This is a genomic window from Poriferisphaera sp. WC338, assembly GCF_050931845.1.
Lineage (GTDB): Bacteria > Planctomycetota > Phycisphaerae > Phycisphaerales > Phycisphaeraceae > Poriferisphaera.
Genome location: NZ_CP194516.1, coordinates 3,083,096 through 3,107,605, shown reverse-complemented (window position 1 = coordinate 3,107,605; position 24,510 = coordinate 3,083,096). Strand labels below are relative to the sequence as shown.

Below are 24,510 nucleotides of genomic sequence, written 5' to 3'. Positions count from 1 at the left end.
TTTATATACCAATGGCCAAGGTGGTCAAGTCGTCGGGTATCCGTGCTTCGAGCAGCCGACGTGCATCATGCATCATGATACTCGGAATTGAGGGAAATTGTGTGCAAACTCACCACATGACCTCAGTTTCTTCAGTCGCCATAAGCTTCTTCTCAGGCTTGATCTGCACGGCATTCATTTGAATCTTCCACACCGGACAAGCGAATCTTGACAGCGCCTCGGGGTCATCTAAAATGCTTGGCTAGACAGTTCAAACGGCTAAAAATGTTTCGTTAGCCACCAAATGCCTCCTTAGCTCAGTTGGTTAGAGCATCGGATTCTTAATCCGCAGGTCCTAGGTTCGAATCCTAGAGGGGGCACTTTAAGCACGTCTTGCATATCGCAAGGCGTTGTTTTTTTTAATACATACACAACATCAATCTTGCTTGCGATTATGATCTCTTTCATGTCCTACCACCCACACCGACTCACACCAAAGAAAGATCATACCTTCCCACTAGTCGCACATTACATAACCGCCGCTTTAAGCTAAAATGCTCTCAGTATTCGTCACCGTTGTTAGCATACCGTGTGAGCGAATCCATCTCAGTGGTTACATCCGTTAAAAAACTTTGCTGCGTTAACGTAGTGATGCGCTGTATGCATCGCATGCGCATTACCGTCAAATTTCAACGATTGGATTCATGATGGACCAGAAACGCTACGATCATCTTCTCACCACATACCGCGACGGACTCCTCCAAGACACCGTCCCTTTCTGGGTCCCACGCGCCATCGACAAAGAATTCGGCGGCTACACAACTCTCCGTTTACAAAACGGCGACCTGCTCGACACAGACAAATCCATTTGGTTCCAAGGCCGCTTCAGTTGGACACTCAGTACACTCTACAACCAGGTCGAACAAAACCCCGAATGGCTCGCCGCTGCAAAATCAGGACTCGATTTCCTCCGCAAGCACGGCTTCGACACTGACGGTCGTATGTTCTTCCATGTCGAACAAGACGGTACGCCCATCCGTAAACGCCGATACTTCTTTTCCGAATGCTTCATGACTGTTGCGCTTGCAGCGTACGCACATGCCACTAGCGATGCCGCCGTTGGACAAGAAGCCGAAGCACTCCTCAAAAAAATCATCCACCTCATCGAAACACCCGGCGCACTTGAACCAAAACTTTTCGGAAACAACCGCCCCTCAAAAGCACTCGTCGTCCCCATGATCCTTCTCAATGTTGCGCAAGAAGTCCGCAAAGCGTCTGGTTCATCATGGGTCCATGAGCTTGCCGAAGATTGCTATAAAAAAATCAAAAACGACTTCATGAACCACGAGCACAAAGCCGTTCTCGAATCCGTTGCCCCCGACAACGGCATCATCGATCATATTGATGGCCGCATGCTCAACCCTGGTCACTCCATCGAAGCCGCATGGTTCATCTTCGATGAAGCCGTCCATCGCGATCATGATCAAGACATGATCCAAACCGGCTGCACCATCATCGACTGGATGTGGGAATGGGGCTGGGACACAACCCACGGAGGCATCCTCTATTACCGCGACGTCATGAACAAGCCACCGCAAGAATACTGGCACGACATGAAGTTCTGGTGGAACCATAACGAAGTTATCATCGCCACGCTCTATGCCTACTACCTTACTGCTGACAAAAAATACCTCGATATGCACACCCAGGTTCATGACTGGGCCTACGCCCATTTCCCCGATAAAGAACACGGCGAATGGTTTGGCTACCTTCTGCGTGACGGCACTATTTCCAACACTGCCAAGGGCACCATCTACAAAGGGCCATTCCATCTCCCACGCATGCAGATCAAATGCTGGAAGCTGCTCGAAATGATCAAACAAAAGGGACTGATCGTCTGATTCCCATCAAATACAGCCTGTATCACCATTTACTCGTCCATAGGAGTTACACCATGATTCGTGTCGGGCTTATTGATCATCATTTAGACAATTTCCATACAAACATCTTTATAGATCTTTTTGCTAACGAACTAAAAAGCGAAGAGATCCAATTCACGTTTGCCTATGAAACCGATCCCGCCGATCCTGAGAAAGATTGGTGCGCCGAGAACAACGTCCAGCGATGCGATTCCATCGCAGAGGTCATCGAAAAATCTGACGCGCTTATGGTCCTTGCGCCGGACAACATCGACGACCATCTTACACTGGCCCGCGAAGCCTGCTGCAGTGGCAAGCCCCTCTACATCGACAAGTATCTCGCCAACAAGTACGACGAAGCAAAAGAGATGCTCGATCTCTGTAAACAGTATCAAACTCCAATGATTAGCTCATCTTCGCTGCGTTTCTGCGATGGTGTTGAAAAAGTTGCCGCCGATCTCAGCGCTGTGCCTACCAGCATGTTTGCTCGCGGCATGGGCACCTGGCCATGGTATGCCTGCCACACACTTGCACCTGTTCTTCGTCTGATGGGCGATGATCTTGCTGGCGTCATACATACCGGGACTGAGGACGTTACCACAGTAACTCTTAAATACAAAGACGGACGCACCGCACTTATCGAAGTTCGTGATGCGGAAAATATGTGGGAAGCCTTCGGTTGGTCCTTCGGCGTTAAAGTTAACAACAAGATCACTACTTTTGAACCTGGTGACCATCGCATCTTCTACGGGAACATGATGAAGGAAGTGGCGCGTTTTTACCAAACCGGTCAGTCCTGCATCACGCCTTCCATGCTCGAAACCGAAAGCTGGCTTTACCAGGCGGTATCAGATTCATTGGCTCAAGGTAACCAATGGATCTCGCGATAACAAAACTTATATCACATAACACAAAGTTTAAGCAGGCGTTGAGCCTGCTTTTTAAATGTGTAGGCTAGATTTTTGTTTGCGATCCGATTTCAATGATTCGGTCCGTTGGCAAGTTGATGTTCGTGCGTTGTGTGTATGCGTTTCGTGAAAGCCAAATGTAAAGCAATTTTTCCCATCGCCAAAGTTTGGTTTTACCCGTTTGGAGTAGGTATTCATGGTACATGTAGAAAGTTGTTTGAGATGGATCAACGGGTATATGTTTTTTGCATGCAAACGAAAAAATACGCCAAACATCTGGCTGTTGAAGATAGCCATAATAACCATTAACAAGCCAAAAGTTGGTGCCAATTGGTTTGACTTCAAGTTGATCTCCTCTTGCTACGCGCGGTTGCCGTGATGGGATCATGCTGACAATCACAATTTTCTCTGGTAGCACTGGCAAGCGGGTATACAGTTTTTGAAGTGCTGCCGGAACGCGCTGTGGGTTAACGGTTAAAAATGCACCTGTACCTTTAACACGAGGTGGCTGTTCAGTTGCAATACGTTGAACGAACTGTGCAATCTTTTCTGTTTTCGACAGACGGATCTGCAAGACGATCTTTCTGCCTCGTCGCCAAGTATTCATTGCGATGGCGATGATGATGGCAATGAGGATAGGTAACCAGCCGCCGGAGATTATTTTTAGCGTATTGGCTGCGAAAAAAGATAGATCAATGAAGAAGATGACCACAAATACCGGGAGAAGTAACCAGAAAAATCTTTTCCAAATAATACTTGCTGTCGCAATAAAAAGAGTTGTGGTTAGCACCATCACAGCAGTGACTGCAATGCCATACGCGCCAGCAAGTGCGTCGGATGATTGAAATCCGATCACAATTAATATGCATATGACCATCATGATGTGGTTAATTTGCGGTAGATACACACGGCCCGAGATTTGATGCGATGTTTGTAGAGTTTTAAGCGGCGGCAATAGATCAAGGTGAATGGCTTGCTTGGTCAGTGAGAACGCGCCGGTAATAATCGCTTGCGAAGCGATAACCGCTGCAGTCGCGGCGAGTCCAACCATCGGATACAACATCCATTGCGGTACAAGTGAGAAGAATGGATTGTTTGCAGCATTTGGATTTTGCAGCAGTAATGCGCCTTGCCCAAAGTAATTTAGTAGTAATGCTGGCCAAACAATGGCATACCATGCAATTGAAATTGAAAGATGTGAAAACTGTCCAAGGTCAGCATAGAGAGCTTCACCACCAGTGATACATAAGACCACGACACCAAGGACGAGAAATGCTAATGCGGGATGTTCATAGAAAAACATGACGGCGTATGCGGGATTGGCTGCGGCAAGAATTTCCGGATGTTTTGTGATCTGGAGAAACCCGAGAACTCCGATGGTAATAAACCAGATCACCATGAGTGGCCCAAAAGTGAAACCAATTCTGTCGATACCGAAACGCTGGAATAGAAAAAGTGCCAGTAGAATGCCAGCTGATATGGGCACGATATATGGTCGCAGTTCAGTTGAAGCAATATCTAATCCTTCTACGGCCGATATGACGGAGATTGCTGGCGTGATGACACCGTCTCCGTATAGAAGTGCTGCACCGACAATCGCGCCGAGTGTGATGATACTGAGTGTGCGACGGCTTGTATGTTTTGCTTTGGCTCTCAAGATGCTTAGGAGAGAGAAGATGCCGCCTTCACCTTCGTAGTTAACGCGCATGATAATAAGGATGTACTTCATTGAAACCACGAGCAGGAGGGCCCAGAAGATCATCGAGAGTATGCCGAAGATGCTTAAGTCGCTGGTTTGCATCGCAAATTGACTAGAAAAACAGGCTTTTAGTACGTATAGAGGGGAGGTGCCGATATCGCCGAACACGACGCCTGTTGCACCAATGGTTAGAGCAATCAGCGGTCCGCGTTTTTTTTGTTGCGGGGTATGAAGTGAAAGGATTGCATCTTCATCTGTACTTGGTGAGGATTCGGATACAGCTTCGCCATCTTGCCTGTCTGTGTGGTCTTGTGTGTGGGGCAAGTCTTCAGGATTATCGGGATCATGTGGTAGATGATCGTTCATAATGATTGCCAGCAGTTAGATACTGCTTCGTCAAAAAGTAGCAATCAATCAAGTGAGCATCTTGCATAAAGGCTAAGGCAAACACGAGTAAGTACTGGGATAAATTTACTTATCACAAGTTGTCGGGTTGTCATTCAAGTTATTGGTCAGCGCTAATGATTGATGTCGATCAGCATGATCTTGCTTGCAGCACTGCGTCCGAGTTGAAGGGTTTGATTTTCTCTTGTTATCGTGACGGTGTCGGCACTTAAATCGTGAGAGACGAGAGAAATTTCGGTGTTGGGTGTCAGCCCTTGTTCATCAATAAACTGAAGAAAGCTTGGCGAGTGATCGGAGATGCGGGCAATGGTTGCAGGACCGGGCTCGGCACTACTGAGTGAGATAAGTTTACGTTCAACAATTTCACCTGAGGGTTGTGGGATTGGGTCGCCATGTGGATCATGCGTTGGGTTGCCAAGCATGTCATCTATTCTTTGTAGCAGGCGATCTGAGATGGCGTGTTCGAGAATCTCGGCTTCTTCATGAACTTCGGACCAGTCGAGTTTGACGACCTCGACTAAGAAAAGCTCGATCAGGCGGTGCCGACGCAGAACATCCAGCGCTTTCTTACGGCCGACTTTGGTGAGTTTTGCCCCATTGCGAGGTTCGTAATCCACATAGCCTTCGGTCGCCAATCGTTTGATCATGATCGTGGCGGTGCCGGCAGTGATACTTAATGCTTCAGCCAGCTTACCGAGCGGAATGAGTCCTTCGCCGGCCACTTGCTGCATGGCATAGAGTGTTTTTAAGTAATTTTCGACGGTAGATGATGCCATAAAGCGCCTCGTAGTGGCGGTTATGTGGGGTCAACCCAGCCGTACAGGCTTCTAGTGGGCTTAATCATTAGAATATACCAGCAATTTGACTTTGACTAGTCAAAGACTATATTTTTATAGACTCAATATCGTAAATTCGCTAATTAATCACCATCAGGTCCGTTGCAAGCTGATCAGTTATACAGAGTGATCGTACTGCGGGCCATGATTTAGGAGACCTTCATGTTGGGCAAAGGTTATCGTCTCGTACTACCCCTTATTGTTGCAGTATTGTTGTTGGCAGTTGCCGCACCAAGCGATGCAGCACCCCAAAAATATCCTTACCGCATCACCACTACGGTTGGCATGATCACCGATATCGTTCGTGTTGTGGGTGGTGAGCATGTCGAAGTTGTCGGCCTGATGAAAGAGGGGGTCGATCCACACCTATATAAACCGACGCGAGGTGACCTTAAGCATCTGATGCGGGCGGACGTTGTTTTCTATAACGGCCTCATGCTCGAAGGGAAAATGGGTGATGTGCTTGTAAAAGTGGCACGTAGCGGTAAGCCTGTTCATCCTGTTACCGAGTTGTTGTTAGAAGATGACGGCTACATTATGAACACTGAACAGGATCATTACGATCCGCATGTGTGGATGGATGTTAGTGGTTGGGTCGTGGCAACGCAGGTTGTGGCTAGTAAACTCTCCGAGTTCGATCCTTCACATGCTGAGGACTATAAAACAAATGCGGAAGACTATGTTAAGCAACTCCGGGCTTTGGATGCCTATGCCAAAAAATCGATCGCGTCGATTCCGGAAAAACAGCGCGTGTTGATTACTGCTCATGATGCATTCAATTACTTTGGCCGTGCCTATGGTATCGAAGTGCGTGGTATTCAAGGTTTATCTACTGAATCAGAAGCCGGCGTGAAAGACCTCAACGCGCTGGTCAATTACATTGTTGAGAACAATATTTCTGCGGTTTTTGTTGAATCTAGTGTTGCCGACAAAAACGTTCGTGCTCTGGTTGAAGGCGCACAAGCTCAAGATCATGATGTACGTATCGGAGGCACGCTCTTTTCAGATGCTATGGGACAGCCTGGTACCTATCAGGGTACCTACATCGGCATGCTCGATCACAACACGACTTTGATCACCCGTGCCCTTGGTGGGGATGTGCCTGAAGGCGGCTTTCAAGGCAAGCTGCCTCAAGAGAATCACGAAGAAAAGTAGCCGCAATATGTTTCGCTGCACGAAAGCAATCATATGGAACCTCTGAAACAAACCGTTGAGCCGCTTGTTGAACATCCTTCGAATTCGCCTTTGGCGATTCACGATATGACTGTGGCATATCACCGTAAGCCTGTCCTTTGGGATATCGATCTTGATATTCCTGAAGGTAAGCTGGTCGGCATCGTTGGTCCAAATGGTGCTGGTAAAAGCACATTGATCAAAGCGTGTCTTGATCTTATCCCCAAAGCTTCTGGCCGCGTTAATGTTTACGGTAAAACTTATCGCCAACAACGTAAAGTCGTTGGCTACGTTCCGCAGCGAGAATCGGTTGATTGGGACTTCCCAGTTAGTGCATTAGATGTTGTTTGCATGGGGCGTTACGGGAAAATCGGATGGTGTCTTCCTGTTTCTAAAAAACATAAACGAGCAGCAATGGAAGCACTCGATCGTGTTGGTCTTGCAGATTACGGGCATCGGCAGATCAGTCAGCTTTCAGGTGGGCAACAACAACGCGTTTTCCTCGCTCGCGCTCTCGCTCAAGATGCGCAGCTTTATTTTATGGATGAACCTTTTGCTGCGGTTGATGCAGCTACCGAGAAAGCTATTGTCGGGATTCTTCATGAACTGAAAAAATATGGGAAAACGGTTATTGTCGTGCATCATGACCTGCAGACGGTTCCGGAGTATTTCGATTGGGTTGTGCTGCTAAATATGCGCATTGTTGAAGCTGGGCCAACCGACCAGGTTTTCACGAAAGTGAATCTCCAAAAGACCTACGGTGGCAAGCTCACGCTCCTCGACGAGGCTGCTCAGGCAATGTCTCGCCTTCGTTAATAGTATTGTGTGCAACGTTTTTGAAAGCCATACAGTTGAAACTGCAATTTCAAAAGTACACTCCCGTGATTCGCTTCATCATGATTAGTCTGTTGCTGTTATTTATTGCGCCCCTCGCAACTGGTGAAACGCATAGTTCAGTATCAGTTCTACTTGCACAAGCTGGTGAACTTAACTCACTCAACGATCAGGCTTTCGTCATTCCTTCATGGTCTGAGCTTTGGCGTGTACTCACACTGCAGGATTACAATACGCGGTTGGTTGTGATTAGTACTGCGATTTTAGGTCTTGCTGCTGGACTCATTGGTAGCTTTCTGCTTCTCCGCAAGCAATCACTCATGGGTGATGCACTTTCACATGCAACACTTCCTGGCATTGCGATCGCTTTTATCATCCTTGTTTTGCTCGGCGGGAACGGTAAAAATCTGCCTATTCTTCTCCTCGGAGCAAGTGTTCTTGGTGTGATTGGGGTGTTATGTGTTCTTGTCATCAGGACACAATCGCGCTTGAAGAATGATGCCGCGATGGGCATTGTTCTCAGTGTTTTCTTTGGTATTGGTATCTCACTGCTTGGTCTCATTCAATACATGCCTGAAGGTAGTGCTGCGGGACTTGAAAACTATATCTACGGCAAAACCGCTTCGATCGTCATGCAAGACCTCAAGCTTATTGTCGTTGCCACTGCGATTGTTCTGTTTATTTCATTACTCCTCCAGAAAGAGCTTACATTGCTGTGCTTTGATGACGGTTATGCTCGTTCGCAAGGTTGGCCTGTCATTCTGCTTGACATCATGATCTTACTTTTGGTGACAGGTGTTACCGTCATAGGTTTGCAGGCTGTTGGACTCATTCTCATCATCGCATTTCTGATCATTCCTCCAGCAGCAGCGAGATTTTGGACGGAAAAACTTCACGTCATGCTTATTCTCTCAGGATTCATCGGCGCGCTCAGTGGTTGGTTCGGCGCTATTATGAGTGCGCTGCAACCCAATCTACCTGCTGGTGCTGTTATTGTCGTGGTTGCTGCAGCGCTCTTCATCATCAGCATGATCTTTGGTTCATCTCGCGGCGTACTTTTCCGTGAAATCGAGCGTCTCCGGCTTAATAGAACCGTCGGCATGCAAAACCTACTCCGTGCTATCTACGAAAATCTTGAGCAGCAAGCTTCCGCAGAAAATGAAAATCAGCCTTCTGTTCCGATCCGTCATCGTTCTGCCAGAATATCCGAGTTACTACTTGTACGCAGTTGGCATGCTCGTACGCTTCGCCATTTGATTGGTCGTGCACAAAAAGCTGAACTCATTCGTCTCAGTGTGAGTGATGTTTGTACGTTGACAGAGCAGGGCTTTCATGATGCTGCACGCATTGCTCGTAACCACCGCCTTTGGGAGATTTATTTGATCACACATGCTGATATTGCTCCAAGCCACGTTGATCGTGACGCCGACCAAATCGAGCATGTGCTGCCCGCTGACCTTGTACGTCGGCTTGAAATTCTTTTACACGAACAACAGCCCGACAGGAATGTACCGCCTAGCCCGCATGCTACCAGCTGATCCACGTACCGGACATCCATGATGAGTGAACTGTTTTTAAATATTTCGAATTGGCTTGAAGCTCACGATTGGTACACTTTTGATACGTGGATCGTCATCATTGGCGCACTATGTGCCATGTCATGCGCTTTGCTCGGCAACTTTCTTGTGCTTCGGCAAATGAGCATGATGGGTGACGCGATCAGTCACGCCGTTTTACCCGGCCTCGCTATTGCTTTTTGGATTACTGGTTCGCGATCGAGTTGGGAAATGTTTCTCGGTGCGGTTATTGTTGGCATTCTTACGGCGCTTTTCACGCAATGGGTTCAAAATTTTGGCAAGGTTGACCGCGGTGCTTCTATGGGTATCGTATTTACTACTTTTTTTGCCATTGGCTTGATTCTCATTGTTAAAGGTGCAGACAACGTCGACCTTGATGCGCAGTGTGTCCTTTATGGTGCTATCGAATTCACACCTTTGGATAAAATCACACTCTTTGGATATGAACTTCCACGGGCTTTTGTCATCCTTGCTGCGGTATTCCTTGTCAACCTCATCCTCATTACAGTGTTTTACAAAGAGTTCAAGATCAGTTCTTTTGATCCTTCACTCGCCACAACCCTCGGCATCAACGCCAATGTCATGCACTACCTCCTTATGACACTCGTTGCTGTTACCACAGTTGCCTCTTTTGAAGCCATCGGCTCCATCCTCGTAATCGCTATGCTTATTGTTCCTGCTGCTGCGGCGCATTTACTCACTGATCGACTTTCACGCATGATTTTTTTCAGTCTTATCATTGGGGCGCTCAGTGCTTTTTTCGGGCACTGGTCCGCTATCACTGTACCAGGCTGGATCTCACCCGATTTTGCTGGAGGTACGCAAACTGCAAGTATGATGGCTGTTGCGGCGGGCTTTATCTTTCTTGTTATTCTCCTCTTTGCACCACGCCATGGCGTCTTAAGTCGACAGTATCACCGTCTCACACTCTTCATGCGCATCGTCCAAGAAGATGTACTCGGTCTCATGTATCGTTTGCAGGAACTTGATCTCAAAGAACAAGATTTCTCAACCACGCATATGCTTCAGCATGCAGCAGGTATCAAGCCGTTCACCGGATATATCGCGCTTGCCATGCTTAAGCTTTCCGGGCGCATTAATAAATCTGGTTCATCCTATCAACTTACATCCAAAGGCAAATCTGAAGCCACCGGACTTATCCGCGCCCATCGGCTATGGGAAACTTATCTTATGCACTACCTATCTCAAGCGCATAAACATGCTCACGAAGGGGCTGAAGCCCTTGAGCATGTTCGCAACCCAAAACTTATGAGTGATCTTCGTAAAGAGACCGGCAACCCCACCCAGGATCCACAAGGCAAATCTATCCCGCCACTTACTGGTGGTGATGAACAGGATTAATGTTCTTGTTACGTCGTTGCTACGAAATACAGCCCTGCATAAACCTTCACATCAATTGCTTTTCCTTCGCTTTCTTGGTTCATCAGCCATTGTTGTGCATGATGTAACTTGATCACGTGTACGCGGATATCTTCTGTGCCATCTCCGCCGCCGTTGCCGACCTTCCGCAAATCTCTTGCAATATAGAGCGAAATGACCTCGTCAGTAAGCCCTGCTGAGCTGGCACCGTTTCCAACAGATTTCCAATCAGTTGCTTCATAGCCTGTTTCTTCAAGAAGTTCACGTTTGGCTGCATCAATCAAGGCTTCGTCAGACGTGTCCGTTTCGTCCCCAGACAGGCCTGCCGGCAATTCAATTACATGTTTTCCCAATGGTATACGCCATTGCTCAATTAACACGATTTCGTCAGTGTCCGTAATAGGCACAATACCGACGACTCCGTTGTTATTATGTCGTTGAACATACTCCCATTGCCCTTGACGTACAGTGCGGATAAACCGGCCTTCCCAGAGTACCTCATGCTCTTTCTGCATGTCGCTTATCTCCGTCAAATATCATCCATGCCAATTATCTCTGCGCCTTCGCGCATCATCACATCTATCGCCATCGCACAGTCGCCCATATTCACTTCCACACCGCGAATGCCCTCAATGATCACATGTACCTGGTAGCCGAGCTTCAACGCATCTAATACACTGGATTTCACACAATAATCTGTTGCCAGCCCCATCACATAAAGCGACTCACACCCATGTGCTTTTAGGTAATCATCCAGCCCCGTTTGATGCCGATGTCCGTTGTCAAAGAACGTACTATAACTGTCAATCTGAATGTTTGTCCCTTTGTGCACAGTATGATCAATTTTTGCGGTGTTCAAATCCGCGGGAAATGCAGCGCCTTTTGAGTTCTGTACGCAATGCGTCGGCCAGAGCATTTGCTTTAGCCCATCGATTTCAATCATGTCTCCAATCTTTCGGCCTGCATGCGATGCGGCAAACGAAACGTGCCCCGTTGGATGCCAATCTTGGCTCGCCACAACCAGATCAAACCGCGACATGATCGTATTTGCTATCGCAATGACTTCATCACCGTGCGGTACTGCCAAGGCGCCCCCAGGCAAGAAATCATTTTGGATATCAATCAGCAATAGCGTTCGCATTAATTTCGCCTAATCATTAATTAGAGTCCATTCTCGTCATAGCCACGTGCTTTCAAGATTAACTTCGTACGGAGGTCATACAATCGCGCCTCTAAACCTGCAGGATAAGTGTGAGGATTCAAGAACCGGCGGATACTTGGATGTAGTGCTGATAACTGATCTTGTACACGCTGGCGAATGACAGATAAACTTGGAATGTCATAAACTTGTTCGCCATTACGGTAAATTGGCACGAGCAAATCTTCATGTGGCGGGTTTGTACTTACGCGCTTTCGCTTCGTTGCATCATTTGGATCAATAATTGTAGGTTGTTCTTCCGCTCCTAAATGCTCGTCATAAACCATATCTGCAATGAAACCCGATTTGTCTTGGTATCGTCTTACCTGTAAAAAGCCCGGCGTGGAGATCTTCACTGTTTGTTCAGACAGCTTCACTTTGTACTCCCAATCTTCGCCTGGATTTTTTACCGCAGACAATTTAAATACACCACCAAGTGCCGGCTGATCAAACGCCGTTGCCAATTTTGTTCCTACTCCCCAGACATTTACTTGTGCGTGCTGTCGCTTTAGCGAATCAATAATAAACTCATCTAAATCATTGCTTGCGACAATCTTTGCGTCGGCAAAACCTCCTTCATCTAAAATCTTCCTCGCTTCGGCACTTAGATAAGCAAGGTCGCCGGAGTCCAAACGTATCCCCAAAAGGTCGTGTCCTTTATCACGTAGTTTCTTGCCAACTGCAACAGCCTGCCGTACACCTTCAAGTGTGTCATATGTATCTACCAAAAACATGCAATTGTTCGGCATGGCTTCTGCATATGCTTCAAACGCTTCCAACTCCGAATCAAACGACATTACCCAGCTATGCGCATGCGTCCCTTTCACCGGAATGCCATATAACTTCCCCGCCAATACATTGGATGTTGCGCCACATCCTCCAATATATGCTGCACGGCTCGCGGCTAACCCGCCATCAATTCCCTGTGCTCTGCGTAATCCGAACTCAAGTACCTCTTCGCCACGTGTTGCCAAGCAAACTCGGGATGCTTTACTAGCAATCAACGTTTGATAGCACATCATATTTAGCAGTGCCGTCTCCAAAATTTGACACTGCAAGATTGGTCCTGTGATCCGAAGCATCGGCTCGTTTGGAAACGCAATGGTCCCCTCCGGCATCGCATCCACATCACAGCAAAACTCAAGTTCTTGCAAATAATTCAAAAAGCCAATTTCAAACAACGGCTTTCCATCAGCCCCCATTAGCTTTCCTAGATATGCGACATCTTCTTCTTCAAACCGCAAATCATTTAGAAAATGAATTACTTCTTCTAGGCCTGCTGTGACGGTATAGCCACCGTTAAACGGGTTGTCACGAAACATCAGGTTAAAGCATGCAAGCTGCTCCAGTCGCCTCGTTTTCCAATATCCATACGCCATCGTCAACTGATACAAATCAGTCAGTAAGGCAAGCGAATGCCGATATAAGCCTTGACCCGTCATGGTATGTTCCTTTGGCTTGCAAGTGCACGATCCGCAGCATGACAAATGATCATGCCAACACAGCATATCATATCGCACCGAGAAAGTTGATCGAGTGTAGCGCAATGAAAATCCCTTGATATAAATGCTCAATGGCATCCATAATCAAGGGATCAAATATTGATTGATTCTAAGAGAATTATTGAAGTTTAATTTGCGCAATCCACATGAGGTTTGGACGATTGGCTCCGCCGCCACCAGCAGGCTGATAAATCCGAAGTGATTTATAGTTAGTATCGGGTAGCGAATGCGTACTGATGTTTCCTTCTACGTTTGGCTTCATTGGTACGGAGATCCATTGATCGTTCGATTTGTGTTCAATGCGGTAGTCTCGTGAGGCATGGATAATTTTGCTGTCCTCTGCCCATTGAATGGTTAAGGTGCCGCCGGCTTTCGGTTTGGGGAAATGGATTTCTATCCAGGCATCCTCGCCATCTTCCGCCGAGGCCCATGCGGCTTCAGACCAATACATCCCGCGCCTGTCCTCAATACCATCAACCACTGTTTTAATTTGGTATCCGCCATAGCATCCACTTGGCTTGAGTACTGTATTCGCGGGAAATCCATTGATGCTTTCCGTGATCGTATGCGAAAGTCTTTCGGGTGTGGCGAATTTTGTTTTCCATTTATCGTTGGGCTGCGGTGTAATGTCATAGTGATAAACATCATCCAACGCGATCGGTGAGGCAGAGAATAGGAATCCAAAAGTAGCCGCGCGATCGGCCGCTGTTTGGATATTCTCTAGGTCGCCAGATAGGGCATAATCAAGAACGAGTACATTCATCGGATGTTTTTTCAGTACAGGAAGCAAGTATTTATTTGCAGTATTCAGATGCCAATCCAGTGATGCAGGCCCGTGCATCTTGTACTCATGTGTTCTAAAGTCATAGGTTGCAGTAAAACTTTCAAGCATAAGCCCGTCAGCGTAAGGTGCAAGCTTGTCAAAAATACGGAATCCCTGATTCAATACAATAGGTGAATCGGGAATAGCTTCACGTAGTTCTTTGACGAGTTGGATCATACCCGGTGTAGATTCTGGATAGATTTGCGTGGTGTCTAATGTGTCGAGAAATATGCCGTCATACCCCTCTTCATTCACGAGACGTTTTGCTTCTGCAACGCGATCTGCTCGCCAGTTTGGATCACCCGCATTGGCGTAATAAGACTTCCAAATGCCATTCATATCCGGCTTATCATCGCCATCGCGATCATAATACCAGCTTGCAGTACCGCCTGGGCCTTGCTTATTGCCTTCTCGAAGCTTATCGTCCTCGCCCACGGTAATATAGCCAATCGTGACCACGCCAAGCGCTTTAAGCTTTGCGATGTTTGTAAGCTCCATTGCTGGTGAATGCATCACCGCAATATCATAATGGCTCAATTCTTCATATCTGCCACTGCCATAGTAGGTGTAGAAGCTGTCGGCTTGCGCGAAGCGCTCACGCGGAGGTAAATCAGTATTTACTCTTCTTGCCGCAGCTTTAATCGGTTTGGACTCAGGGCGTTCAGTGATCTTTGAGGTGTCGATGGCTAACGTGTAGAGGCCGGTATCGGGTGCTTGATCTAGGAGCAATTGCCAATCATCGGACATGTTCCATACGGCATATTGAATCTTATCTGTACGTAGTGCGCCGGCATCAATATCAACGGTGAGTTTGTTATTCAGCACACGTTTCTTTGCTTGAGAAATAGCTTGCCATGTCCAAGCGGAACGGTTACTGCTATTGTGTTTGGAAAGAGTGCTCCCCGAAAGGAGCAGCTCAAATCCAAACTGTGGGTTGGCGGGCGGGTTAAAGCCCGTCGTGGCATCCATATCCGTGTCAATAAAAATGAGTGTGTTACTGAAATCGTACGTGTTTTCGGTCGTAGCATTCAGAACGATACGATCATCGTTTTGTTTTGCCTTAACAAGAATAAGATCACGAGTGGGGTCATCTGCGTCGCCTTTAGATTCTATATCTGGCTCAACTTTGGTTATAGGTATTGAAATGCTATTCTGGTCTGGTACGCGGTCAAGGACCGTGGTGTAGTCTGGAGATAGGGTTCGTGCCAATATTTGCATTTGCGGTGTGTTCAGTAATTCAATTGGAATCATCAATCGAAGTTGAGAATCTTTGGTATACCGTTTTGCCTGTCCGTGCTGTACCCAATCCCATTGATGTTGATCTATGCTATTAAAGCGAAGTATGTTTGCTCCTTCGATCAATAAATCATATCCGTTTTGATCAATTGCAAAACCTGTTTTGGGATTGCTGTCTGTATCGATCAAGATCTGTGTGTTGAGGAATTTGTATACGTCTGCTGTATTGAGTTCTATTACCACCTTGCTGTTCTGTTGTGTTAAGTGAACGGCTGTAATGTTGCCGATTTCGGCATCACTGGTGGCGTCACTAATCATTTTTGCGGTCAGTGGTATGGTCCAAAGCAATATGGACAGAAAAAGTGACAGTTGCTTCATCATAATCCCTTTAATCAAATTGTATTTTGAAGTAGATGAATCGCAGCACGGTTAGTTGGACGGATACTTTCCGCCGGGCATGATCTGCTTCCCGCCTTCATCAGCATCCTCTGCGATGCCAACAACTTCGCTGTTTTGTTTAGTCGCAGAAACATGCCCATCCGCATAAAGAACATTAACATTGCCGCTACTTGTTGGGCTGTTCATATCGTGCTCGCCATGTCTTTCCCATGCCCATTCTCCGTCCTGTAGCTGATCGGTGTTGGGGTTCCATGGGTCAAAATAGTAGAGCGTGCCGCCTTTGCGTACATCGGTAAGAAGCATCAGGCTGCTTGGGCCATGTATACTTGCGATCTTTGTGTTGTAGCGATTGGCATAAGGCCCCCAGCCCCAGTCATGCAATCCATCACGTGGACTATAGTCCACAATATGGGCAATGGGATTCAGTCCATAGCTATTGTTCCAAAGCAGTTCCTCGCCGGGTAAGAATGTAAACGGTGCCCAAGGTGAATCATCAGATGGGCAAACCGCATTGTTGGTATGCGGCGAATCGGCTCCGACAGCACTGCCACTGTCCATAAGGATTTGAAACCAGAACTGTTGGCCCAGCCCCCATGACGCATCGTAGCTCGTGATGCATGGGATGAGCACATCCTTGTAATCATTGCCGTACACCATGATGGCCAGCCCAAGCTGCTTTTGGTTTGCCTTGCATTGTGATGATTTCGCGACTTCTCTTGCGGCTCCTAATGCCGGCAGTAAGATCCCAATCAAAAGAGCAATAATTGAAATGACAACAAGAAGTTCAATTAGTGTGAACCCGCGTGCGTGTTTTAGGTTAGGCATGTTCTTCCTTTCGGCAATCATAAAAGATGTGAGTACGTCAGATGCCTTACTTGTTAATAAATTATCTTGACAAGTTATAATCGTCAAGTAAAATATGCAGAATAATGGATATTTGACTATTAAGTTGTCAATACAAGAATGTGGAGCTTTAAGGAATGAACACAGCGGTGTTACCAAAATATGAGCGAGTTAAACGCACGCTGATCAGTGAGATTGAATCTGGGAAATGGCCGGCAGGCGGTTCCTTCCCATCGGAATATCAACTGTTGGAGCAGTTCGAAGTTAGCCGGCCAACACTCATACGTGCGCTGCAACAGCTTGTTTCGGAAGGTTATCTATACCGTAAGCAAGGTAAGGGGACCTTTGTTGCAGATCGTGCTACGAGCGCTCAGGACATTGAATTGACAGGAAACTTTACCGTCTTCATTTCCCAGCGTGCGGCATCCATTACCGGTGAGGGGCGTGAAGTTCAGTTACGGATTTTACGTGGTATCCAGCAGGTACTTGGTCAGGCATACAGTGCTTCGACCGTCCGTCAGGCCGCAGCAGACAGAGTAGATGTGGAAACACGTCGTTTTATCGAAGCCTCTGAACCCGGCATTGCCTTGTTGATTGAGCCGTCATTCAATCAGCCTTTACGTATGATCTTGGAAGAGCGTGGCTGGAGTGTTTGGTCGATCAATGAGCCGATGGATCAAGGGCATTGTGTTTATATCGATCAAGAGCATGCTGGTTATCTTGCGACCAAATACCTCATCGATGAGGGACGCAAGCAGATTGCCATGATCAATGGTCCGCTTGATGCCTACTGGGGTTTTGAAGCAAGATTCAATGGCTACAAACGTGCACATGCGGAGGCTGGTCTAAAGGTAAACGGTAAACTCATTCGCGAGGGGTGGGATACGATCGACAGTGAGGCGGGGCGCAAAATGATGCGATCGATTTTGGATTCAAAAGTAAAGTGTGATGCGGTTGTTGGGGCAAGTGATCCCAAGGCAATCGGAGCACGTGCATGTGCGATTGAGTTTGGTTGCAACGTGCCAAGTGAAATCGCCTTTGTCAGCATCGATAATACTTTAGCAGGGCAGATCGAACCGCCTATGCCAGCGGTCGCAATGCCTTTTGAAGAAATGGGCTTCCAGGCGGCGATGCAGGCCAATCTAACTTCATCACGTGCGAAGGAAAGAGGTCATAGCTATCTCAGAATCAGTCTTAAGCCGACATTGATAGAGCGGTAATTCATTTCAATTAATTCAAGAAGGAGAAATGCAATGTTCTTACGATCAACGATCATGTCTTCGGCATGTATGCTCAGTTTGTGTTTCAGTATGGCCAATACTTTGCAGGCAGGATATCTAGATACGATTACCATCGACGGAGATCTTAGTGACTGGGACCCCGCCGCAGTTTTTTATGTTGATGCGGATATCTCTGATAGTACTATTACGGCTGCAGGTTATCAATCGATTTCGGTCGCCAATGACGCAACGCATTTATATATTGGAATCGCTACCGAAGGGGCGGGGGGAGGAAGTATTGCGAATGCTTGGCGGCATGTAATGTATGTAGACGCAGACCTTGATGGTGATACAGGATTTGACAGTGGGTGGATGACCAACGGTTACGACTATTTGGTTGAGTATGGTGCGTCATCGGCAGCAGGAGGGATCTTTAGTTTTAATAGTGCTGTTCAAACAGACTGGGCATGGGCATGGGTGAATCCACTCACCTACAGCTTCAGCGATAGCGCGATCGAATGGGCTATCCCACTTGTAGATTTGGGTAGTGTGTCCGATGTTGTATTAACCTTTAATGTGAATAGTACAGGCGGCACAGAAACTTGGGCTTATAAGTTTGAAAGCGGTTCGCTTACCTATACGTTAGCGCCCGTTCCAGAGCCAGCAAGTCTTGCGCTACTTATACCAGCCGTTCTTTTGATCAGTGCAAGAAGAAAAGCTTAAGGCGAGATCGTCTTAAGCTTTATATTGGCGGTAATGTCATCGGGAAGACTTCCAGTGGTTTACATAGACTGGATTGAATCATGAGTTTTGTAAATACCCAGCAAGCAGGCTGTATACAACCGCTCAAGAAAATCAGAATCGGTGTTGTCGGGCTTGGTACGCGTGCATCATGGATATGTGCTTTGATGCAAAAAGAATCTTCGCTGGTCAAGCTCGAATGTGTGGTTGATCCTGATCGTTTGAGCATTGATCGGCATGTCGAAGAATCTGGGCTTGCGGTCGACCGTAATTTTGCCTATTTTCAAGACCTTGAGCAGTTACTGGTCCGGGGTGTTGAATTGGATGGAATTGTTGTTGGGACGCGGTGTGATCTGCATACCCCTATTGCGACCAAGTTAATGTTGCTGGGTATTCCTTTATTTCTTGAAAAGCCGGTTGCGATTAGTTGGCAACAGCTTGCGGATCTTCGTGATGCTTGCCGCAAAGCCGCAAGCAATATTGTTGTTTCGTTTCCGTTGAGGTGTACACCGATTTATGAACGTGTTAAGCAGCGGTTGGATGCCGGCGATCTAGGATGCATTAACCAGATTGCCGCATTCAACTTTGTTAACTATGGCAATGTCTATATCGATGAATGGTATAGAGACTATCAAACGACCGGCGGTCTATGGTTACAAAAAGCAACGCATGATTTTGATTACATCCATCATCTAGTAAACGACACGCCGCTCAGGATTTCAGCGATGCACAGCAGGAAAGTTTGGGAGGAAAATATCAAACACCAGGATGCTGGGTCTGCCATGATCATGTATAGCTCCGGGTTGCATGCGGCGTATTCACAAAATTTCGTGAGTAAATTTGCCGCAGGTAAGCGCGGTGCACGTATCACTGGCGAATACGCATCGATCGAATTTGACTGGAATCAAAGCCTCATTCATCGATGTGATCATCAAACCAATAAAGTCGAGACACAACACATCAGCAACGAAGATGGGCATGGTGGAGGCGATAGACGACTTGCGAAGCATTTCCTTGATGTGATTGCTGGGGAGACAAAATCTCAAGTAACACTTCAAGATGGCCTTTTATCTGCAGCTACTTGCTTAGCTGCGCGTGATGCAGCATACAATAAAACCGTTGAAGTGATCCCATCCTTTGGTGACCACCAAACATTGGCTGCATCATCTCAAATCATTGAGCCGCCGCTAAGCTAGATGAGAATCGGAGTATTGTGGCACTTGAATCTATAGTCGCCGCATCATTAATCCGCCATCGACATTCACTACTTGCCCCGTTGCGTACGGCAAATCACCGCGTGCCATTGCTGTTGCGACTCGCCCAACATCTTCTGGTTTCCCCCATCGTTTTTGCAATGTTAATCCTTCTCCAATCAATTTATCATATTTTGCCTTTACGCCCGATGTCATATCTGTTTCAATCACACCCGGTCGAATCTCAAACACATCAATTTCATGTTCCGCCAACCGTGTTGCCCATAGCATGGTTGCCATGCCAATCCCCGCCTTGCTGATGCAATAATCCCCGCGACTTACTGATGCTACTTCTGCACTAATCGATCCCACATTGATAATCGTTCCGCGGTATGATGCATTTTCCTCGTGTTGTAACACCATCCACTTCGCTGCTGCTTGCGTTAGAAAATATGGCCCTTGCAAATTGATCCGCATCAGTCGTTCAAAACTTTCTTCTCCTGCCTCCAGAATATTTACACGTTGTTCAGGCGCCACCCCCGCATTGTTCACGAGAACATCTAGTCGTCCGAATCGCGTTTCTGTCTCGGCAAGCAATGTTTTTCGTTGTTCATTGTCTGACACATCGGCTACAGCATAATCTGCTTCAACGCCATACCTCGCTAGCTCATCTAGCACATTTTGTATATCTTCTTTTTTGCGTCGTCCGCACAGCATGATCGCAAACCCGTCCTTCGCGAGGCAGGTCGCAATTCCCAAGCCAATCCCTCGCGTGCCCCCTGTTACAATCGCTACTTTACGTTTGCACTTCATCATAAACCCTATATTTTTAGTTTGAATCAAGTCTCAATTATACCGTCGCACAACCCACCGCCGGCTTGCGCCCATCAAAGAATGTCAAATATGTTTCATTCTTGGCCAGTCGCTGTGCCAAAACTGCCACTTCACGCAAGTGATAATCACCCCACATAGAACTCTCGCCCTGTGGCACCTTTGCTTCGGCTGGTACATGATCCCACCCGTTTGGCCAGTGGTACACGCTATGCAATAGTAAGCCTTGATGCTTTGCGTCAGTACTCAAATAGGGTTCTTCCAGCAATTTCGTTAACACGGTCAATCCTGCTTGAGCATACCGAGATGAATCTTTCTCTGCATGATAGAGATCAAGATATTGGCCTAAGCGAATCAAGCCTTGCGCAGCGATTGCCGATGCCGAACTATCTACCGGCTCATATTCATTGAATGGATCCGCATCACGTTTAAGATAATCTTCGCCCAGCTTATGCAAACTAGGCGCGCCGGTATCCCAATAGCACACACCACAAGCAGCACTACCATGCTCAATGTAAAAGTCGCATGTCGCTTTAGCCGCTTTCAAAAACACCGCCTCGATTTCTGCAATGCCACCCCATGGTTCAAGCTCTTCCGCTGGGCGTGTACGTAGAAACTCCAGTTCTTCTACAAAACCGACCATTGCCCAAGCCAGACCGCGTGTCCAAGTGCTAAATGGTGAGTATCCCTGCTGAGTGCTTGGCGCACGAAATACGCCATTATATGCATTGAATAACGCTTCATGGGCTGTCCGGCCACGCAGGTCATAAGTATCTCGTCCTTCGCCGTACCAGACATTGTATTTTGCAGTACTTATTCCATGCTCAATCACTCGACCTAACAGTGAAATTTTCTCATCCTGTTCTCCCCAAAGCGTATGTCCCAGCTGGTGGCTCACAGATAGCGCTCGGCATGTTCGGATTGTGTCGACAAACAAACTCTGCGGTCCGTTGAACGAATACATATATCCGCCGCCATCCGATGTTTTCGACCAACGTGCTGCCTGCACTGCGCCGCTTGCTTTGAGCGCCATTTCATAAAAGTGCCGCTCCCACTCTCTTTCTTCAATCACTCCCTCGTTCATTAGCCGCCAAAGATTCCCGTATGTACTCACATTATTGAATCCATGGTCATGTACACCCACATGTGTCACATGGCTTGCCATCTCATTTACCGTATACGACCGTCCAATTTCAAGGAACCGTTCATCACGCGTTCCATCAAACTGCAGTACAGCCGACCCAAACTGAAATCCTTGCGTCCACTCTGTCCAGCCTTGCGCTTGATAGGCACCTTCAACCGTAAATACTGGTGAGGATGAGCTGGCGGGAAACTTCTCTTGGATATTTAAAATCTTTTCACCTGATACCGTCCACATCCGCTCAATTGGCGACAATAGATCTATCGCCTGTATTTTCATATCAATCTTCATGCTTGTACTTTCTATTACGCAATCGTTCTTAAATCAGCCTTTCTGCTTTGTGGACTCATGTGTTCATCTTACTTTCACCTTGGGTCCAATCCAACAGGTTCTTATTGCAATGCGTGTCCAGATATGCTAAATATGAGGATTATGCATGATGAAGCAAACACTCAGCAGCTTGCCAGCACACTAGGCCAACTCAACTCCTTACCCGATGAGGCCGCTATTCGTGAACTTTGTGGGCACCTTTTTGAGGATCCCGCTCGTATCATTCAAACTTTTTCGTATGATCTTGTTAGTACTGTCGAATTCACACCGCATCAGCACCACAATCAGATGCAACTCGATCTGCTGATTGATTGTCATGGGCAAGTTTGTGTCGACAATCAATGGCATCCCATCACAGGTACGACCGCACTCGTTGCTTATCCTGGGCAAATGCACGGTTACAAGCTCTTCGCGGCTACCAAAGAAGCACATGTTTTTCACCTCAAAATTCAAACCAAATCGTCTTGGCTCGCTTGCACAACGCGCCCATGGCAATCCGTCATCACTGATCTCGGTAGGCAAGATGCACTTATTTCTCATCTCCGCTCCGTCATCAGATTAGGCCTTTTTACGCAGGATAAATCGACTCTTTTACTCATTCGGTTGTGTGAAGCGCTTTATCTTTGGCCACGTGAATCCAGCAGCACAGGCACACTCCTCGATGCGATTGCTTCGACTGATGAACAGAATGTCGATCGCCGTGTGATTAAAGCTCTTGAGCTCGTAGAGCAAGCATGGGCGCAGCCACCTTCGCTTGATCAACTCGCTCATGCGGCCCATCTTTCACCAAGACATTTTTCCCGCCGCTTTCGTCTCTTGCTTGGTTGTACGCCTCACGAATATGTTACGGCTCGTCGTCTTCAGAAAGCATCTGCCATGCTTCTTGATGATCGTCTTAAAGTTCATCAGATTGCTGATGGTCTTGGTTTCAGCAGTGTCGGCGTTTTTTCACGCTGGTTTGTTCAGCATGCCGGCCAAAGCCCCACCGAATTTCGCAGTAACCCACATGTAATCTAATGGATCAGGATATTGTCTAGATATGCTAAATGGGTTGTCGCCGAGTCTTATGGCTTTCCCGTCATCTCAATGCTATTCTTGTTTCCTGCAATGGGTCAATCTCAAAGGAAACAACAATGAAAATCAGGAATATCGGTATCGTCATGAACGGTGTCACCGGACGCATGGGGACGAACCAACACCTCATCCGATCCATCCTCGCTATCATTAAGCAAGGCGGAGTTAAAATCTCCGATGACCTCACGCTGATGCCTGAGCCTATTCTCACGGGGCGTAATGAAAACAAACTTAAGCACCTCGCTGAAACACACGGCCCCGCCGTTATCGGCAAGCCGCTCAAGTACACTGCCGATATTCAAGCTGCCGTTGACGGAAAATTCGATGACACAGAGATATTTTTTGATGCTTCAGGCACACTCCAGCGCGCTCGTTTCATCGAAATGGCCGTCAAAGCAGGCAAAGCTATTTACTGTGAGAAGCCAACCGCCGTTACTACGGATGAAGCGATTCGTCTTGCGGAACTCGCTGAAAATGCTGGTCTGAAAAACGGTGTTGTCCAAGACAAACTCTGGCTCCCCGGATTTCGAAAACTCAGCACACTTAAACAACAAGGATTCTTCGGTAAGATCCTGTCCGTTCGAGCGGAGTTTGGCTACTGGGTTTTCACCGGCGAAGTTGACGACCAACCTGCACAACGTCCAAGTTGGAACTACCGTGAAGAAGACGGCGGTGGCATGATGATTGATATGTTTTGTCACTGGCGTTATGTCATCGACAACATCTTTGGCCCTGTCAAATCACTTGTTTCCTACGGTAGCATCGACATCGACAAACGTGTCGATGAGCAAGGTGATTTCTACAACGCAACCGCCGACGACTCTGCCTACGCCATCTTTCTACTCGAAGACGGTACCGTCTGCCAATTCAACTCCTCTTGGTGTACACGTGTTCGCCGTGACGACCTGCTTACGGTTCAGGTCGACGGCACAGATGGTTCTGCAGTTGCTACACTCCGCGATTGCTATGTTCAAGACATGTCCATGACGCCTAAGCCCGTCTGGAACCCCGATATCGCTCAGCCCATTGATTTTTACGATGGCTGGAAACGTGTCCCTGACAACTGCGAGTACGACAACGCATTCAAAATCCAATGGGAACTTTTCCTTCGTCACGTTGCACTAGACGAGTCATTCCGCTGGACACTCCGTGAAGGTGCCAAGGGTGTGCAACTTGCTGAGCTCGGCGTACAAAGTTGGAGAACCCGTCAATGGGTTGACCTCCCTGCACTCGAACCCGCTACTGCTAGCGTCTAGTTGAGAGTTAGAT

General features: G+C 47.3%; 20 protein-coding genes and 1 tRNA gene. 12 read left to right on the top strand and 9 right to left on the bottom strand.

The window, feature by feature from the left end; genetic code table 11:
• Positions 1–285: 285 nt before the first annotated feature.
• The 3 genes from ACQ6WK_RS12810 (at position 286) to ACQ6WK_RS12800 (ending at position 2,788) form a co-directional block, all read left to right on the top strand.
• Positions 286–359: transfer RNA gene (locus ACQ6WK_RS12810), tRNA-Lys, on the top strand.
• Between the two features lie 324 nt (positions 360–683).
• Positions 684–1,880, top strand: a complete 1,197-nt coding sequence (locus ACQ6WK_RS12805) for an AGE family epimerase/isomerase (protein ID WP_432797773.1) — start codon at positions 684–686, stop codon at positions 1,878–1,880.
• A gap of 53 nt (positions 1,881–1,933) precedes the next feature.
• Positions 1,934–2,788 carry a Gfo/Idh/MocA family protein gene (locus ACQ6WK_RS12800; protein ID WP_432797772.1) on the top strand — a complete coding sequence of 285 codons (855 nt, stop codon included), beginning with the start codon at positions 1,934–1,936 and terminating at the stop codon, positions 2,786–2,788.
• Positions 2,789–2,852: 64 nt separating this feature from the next.
• Here ACQ6WK_RS12800 and ACQ6WK_RS12795 read toward each other — a convergent pair whose 3' ends face one another.
• Complete coding sequence (locus ACQ6WK_RS12795) at positions 2,853–4,871, bottom strand: potassium transporter Kup (protein WP_432797771.1); 2,019 nt, start codon at positions 4,869–4,871, stop codon at positions 2,853–2,855.
• 152 nt (positions 4,872–5,023) lie between these two features.
• A complete protein-coding gene (locus tag ACQ6WK_RS12790; protein ID WP_432797770.1) occupies positions 5,024–5,686 on the bottom strand; it encodes a metal-dependent transcriptional regulator in 663 nt (220 codons plus the stop codon).
• A gap of 222 nt (positions 5,687–5,908) precedes the next feature.
• On the opposite strand from ACQ6WK_RS12790, the gene ACQ6WK_RS12785 reads away from it, so the two are divergent.
• From ACQ6WK_RS12785 to ACQ6WK_RS12770, 4 genes are all read left to right on the top strand, one after another.
• On the top strand, positions 5,909–6,901 hold the full coding sequence (locus ACQ6WK_RS12785) for a metal ABC transporter solute-binding protein, Zn/Mn family (protein ID WP_432797769.1): 993 nt from the start codon (positions 5,909–5,911) through the stop codon (positions 6,899–6,901).
• Between the two features lie 105 nt (positions 6,902–7,006).
• Positions 7,007–7,735: a metal ABC transporter ATP-binding protein gene (locus ACQ6WK_RS12780; RefSeq protein ID WP_432800403.1), complete on the top strand. Its 729-nt coding sequence runs from the start codon at positions 7,007–7,009 to the stop codon at positions 7,733–7,735.
• An 80-nt stretch (positions 7,736–7,815) separates the two neighbouring features.
• On the top strand, positions 7,816–9,291 hold the full coding sequence (locus ACQ6WK_RS12775; RefSeq protein WP_432797768.1) for an iron chelate uptake ABC transporter family permease subunit: 1,476 nt from the start codon (positions 7,816–7,818) through the stop codon (positions 9,289–9,291).
• A gap of 21 nt (positions 9,292–9,312) precedes the next feature.
• Entirely contained in the window at positions 9,313–10,692 is a 1,380-nt protein-coding gene (locus ACQ6WK_RS12770; RefSeq protein WP_432797767.1) for a metal ABC transporter permease, read from the top strand.
• A gap of 8 nt (positions 10,693–10,700) precedes the next feature.
• Here the strand turns inward: ACQ6WK_RS12770 and ACQ6WK_RS12765 are convergent, their stop codons facing one another.
• The 5 genes from ACQ6WK_RS12765 to ACQ6WK_RS12745 form a co-directional block, all read right to left on the bottom strand.
• The gene (locus tag ACQ6WK_RS12765; protein ID WP_432797766.1) at positions 10,701–11,225 is read right to left on the bottom strand and encodes an NUDIX hydrolase; all 525 of its coding nucleotides are present in this window, start codon (positions 11,223–11,225) and stop codon (positions 10,701–10,703) included.
• 14 nt (positions 11,226–11,239) lie between these two features.
• Positions 11,240–11,851 carry a bifunctional nicotinamidase/pyrazinamidase gene (pncA, locus tag ACQ6WK_RS12760; RefSeq protein ID WP_432797765.1) on the bottom strand — a complete coding sequence of 204 codons (612 nt, stop codon included), beginning with the start codon at positions 11,849–11,851 and terminating at the stop codon, positions 11,240–11,242.
• A gap of 20 nt (positions 11,852–11,871) precedes the next feature.
• A complete protein-coding gene (locus ACQ6WK_RS12755) occupies positions 11,872–13,350 on the bottom strand; it encodes a nicotinate phosphoribosyltransferase (RefSeq protein WP_432797764.1) in 1,479 nt (492 codons plus the stop codon).
• A gap of 178 nt (positions 13,351–13,528) precedes the next feature.
• Entirely contained in the window at positions 13,529–15,850 is a 2,322-nt protein-coding gene (locus ACQ6WK_RS12750) for an endo alpha-1,4 polygalactosaminidase (RefSeq protein ID WP_432797763.1), read from the bottom strand.
• A gap of 48 nt (positions 15,851–15,898) precedes the next feature.
• Positions 15,899–16,693, bottom strand: coding sequence for a prepilin-type N-terminal cleavage/methylation domain-containing protein (locus tag ACQ6WK_RS12745; protein WP_432797762.1), 795 nt, complete (start codon positions 16,691–16,693; stop codon positions 15,899–15,901).
• Between the two features lie 155 nt (positions 16,694–16,848).
• Between ACQ6WK_RS12745 and ACQ6WK_RS12740 the strand changes: the two genes are divergently transcribed.
• From ACQ6WK_RS12740 to ACQ6WK_RS12730, 3 genes are all read left to right on the top strand, one after another.
• Complete coding sequence (locus ACQ6WK_RS12740) at positions 16,849–17,931, top strand: GntR family transcriptional regulator (RefSeq protein WP_432797761.1); 1,083 nt, start codon at positions 16,849–16,851, stop codon at positions 17,929–17,931.
• A 33-nt stretch (positions 17,932–17,964) separates the two neighbouring features.
• Complete coding sequence (locus ACQ6WK_RS12735) at positions 17,965–18,654, top strand: hypothetical protein (RefSeq protein ID WP_432797760.1); 690 nt, start codon at positions 17,965–17,967, stop codon at positions 18,652–18,654.
• 80 nt (positions 18,655–18,734) lie between these two features.
• On the top strand, positions 18,735–19,868 hold the full coding sequence (locus tag ACQ6WK_RS12730; protein ID WP_432797759.1) for a Gfo/Idh/MocA family protein: 1,134 nt from the start codon (positions 18,735–18,737) through the stop codon (positions 19,866–19,868).
• Between the two features lie 30 nt (positions 19,869–19,898).
• Here the strand turns inward: ACQ6WK_RS12730 and ACQ6WK_RS12725 are convergent, their stop codons facing one another.
• Together ACQ6WK_RS12725 and ACQ6WK_RS12720 are read right to left on the bottom strand one after the other, a co-directional pair.
• Entirely contained in the window at positions 19,899–20,681 is a 783-nt protein-coding gene (locus tag ACQ6WK_RS12725; RefSeq protein WP_432797758.1) for a 3-ketoacyl-ACP reductase, read from the bottom strand.
• Positions 20,682–20,715: 34 nt separating this feature from the next.
• Entirely contained in the window at positions 20,716–22,128 is a 1,413-nt protein-coding gene (locus ACQ6WK_RS12720; RefSeq protein ID WP_432797757.1) for a glycosyl hydrolase, read from the bottom strand.
• A 132-nt stretch (positions 22,129–22,260) separates the two neighbouring features.
• On the opposite strand from ACQ6WK_RS12720, the gene ACQ6WK_RS12715 reads away from it, so the two are divergent.
• Entirely contained in the window at positions 22,261–23,184 is a 924-nt protein-coding gene (locus ACQ6WK_RS12715) for a helix-turn-helix domain-containing protein (protein WP_432797756.1), read from the top strand.
• A gap of 116 nt (positions 23,185–23,300) precedes the next feature.
• Positions 23,301–24,497 carry a Gfo/Idh/MocA family protein gene (locus ACQ6WK_RS12710; protein WP_432797755.1) on the top strand — a complete coding sequence of 399 codons (1,197 nt, stop codon included), beginning with the start codon at positions 23,301–23,303 and terminating at the stop codon, positions 24,495–24,497.
• Positions 24,498–24,510: the final 13 nt, after the last annotated feature.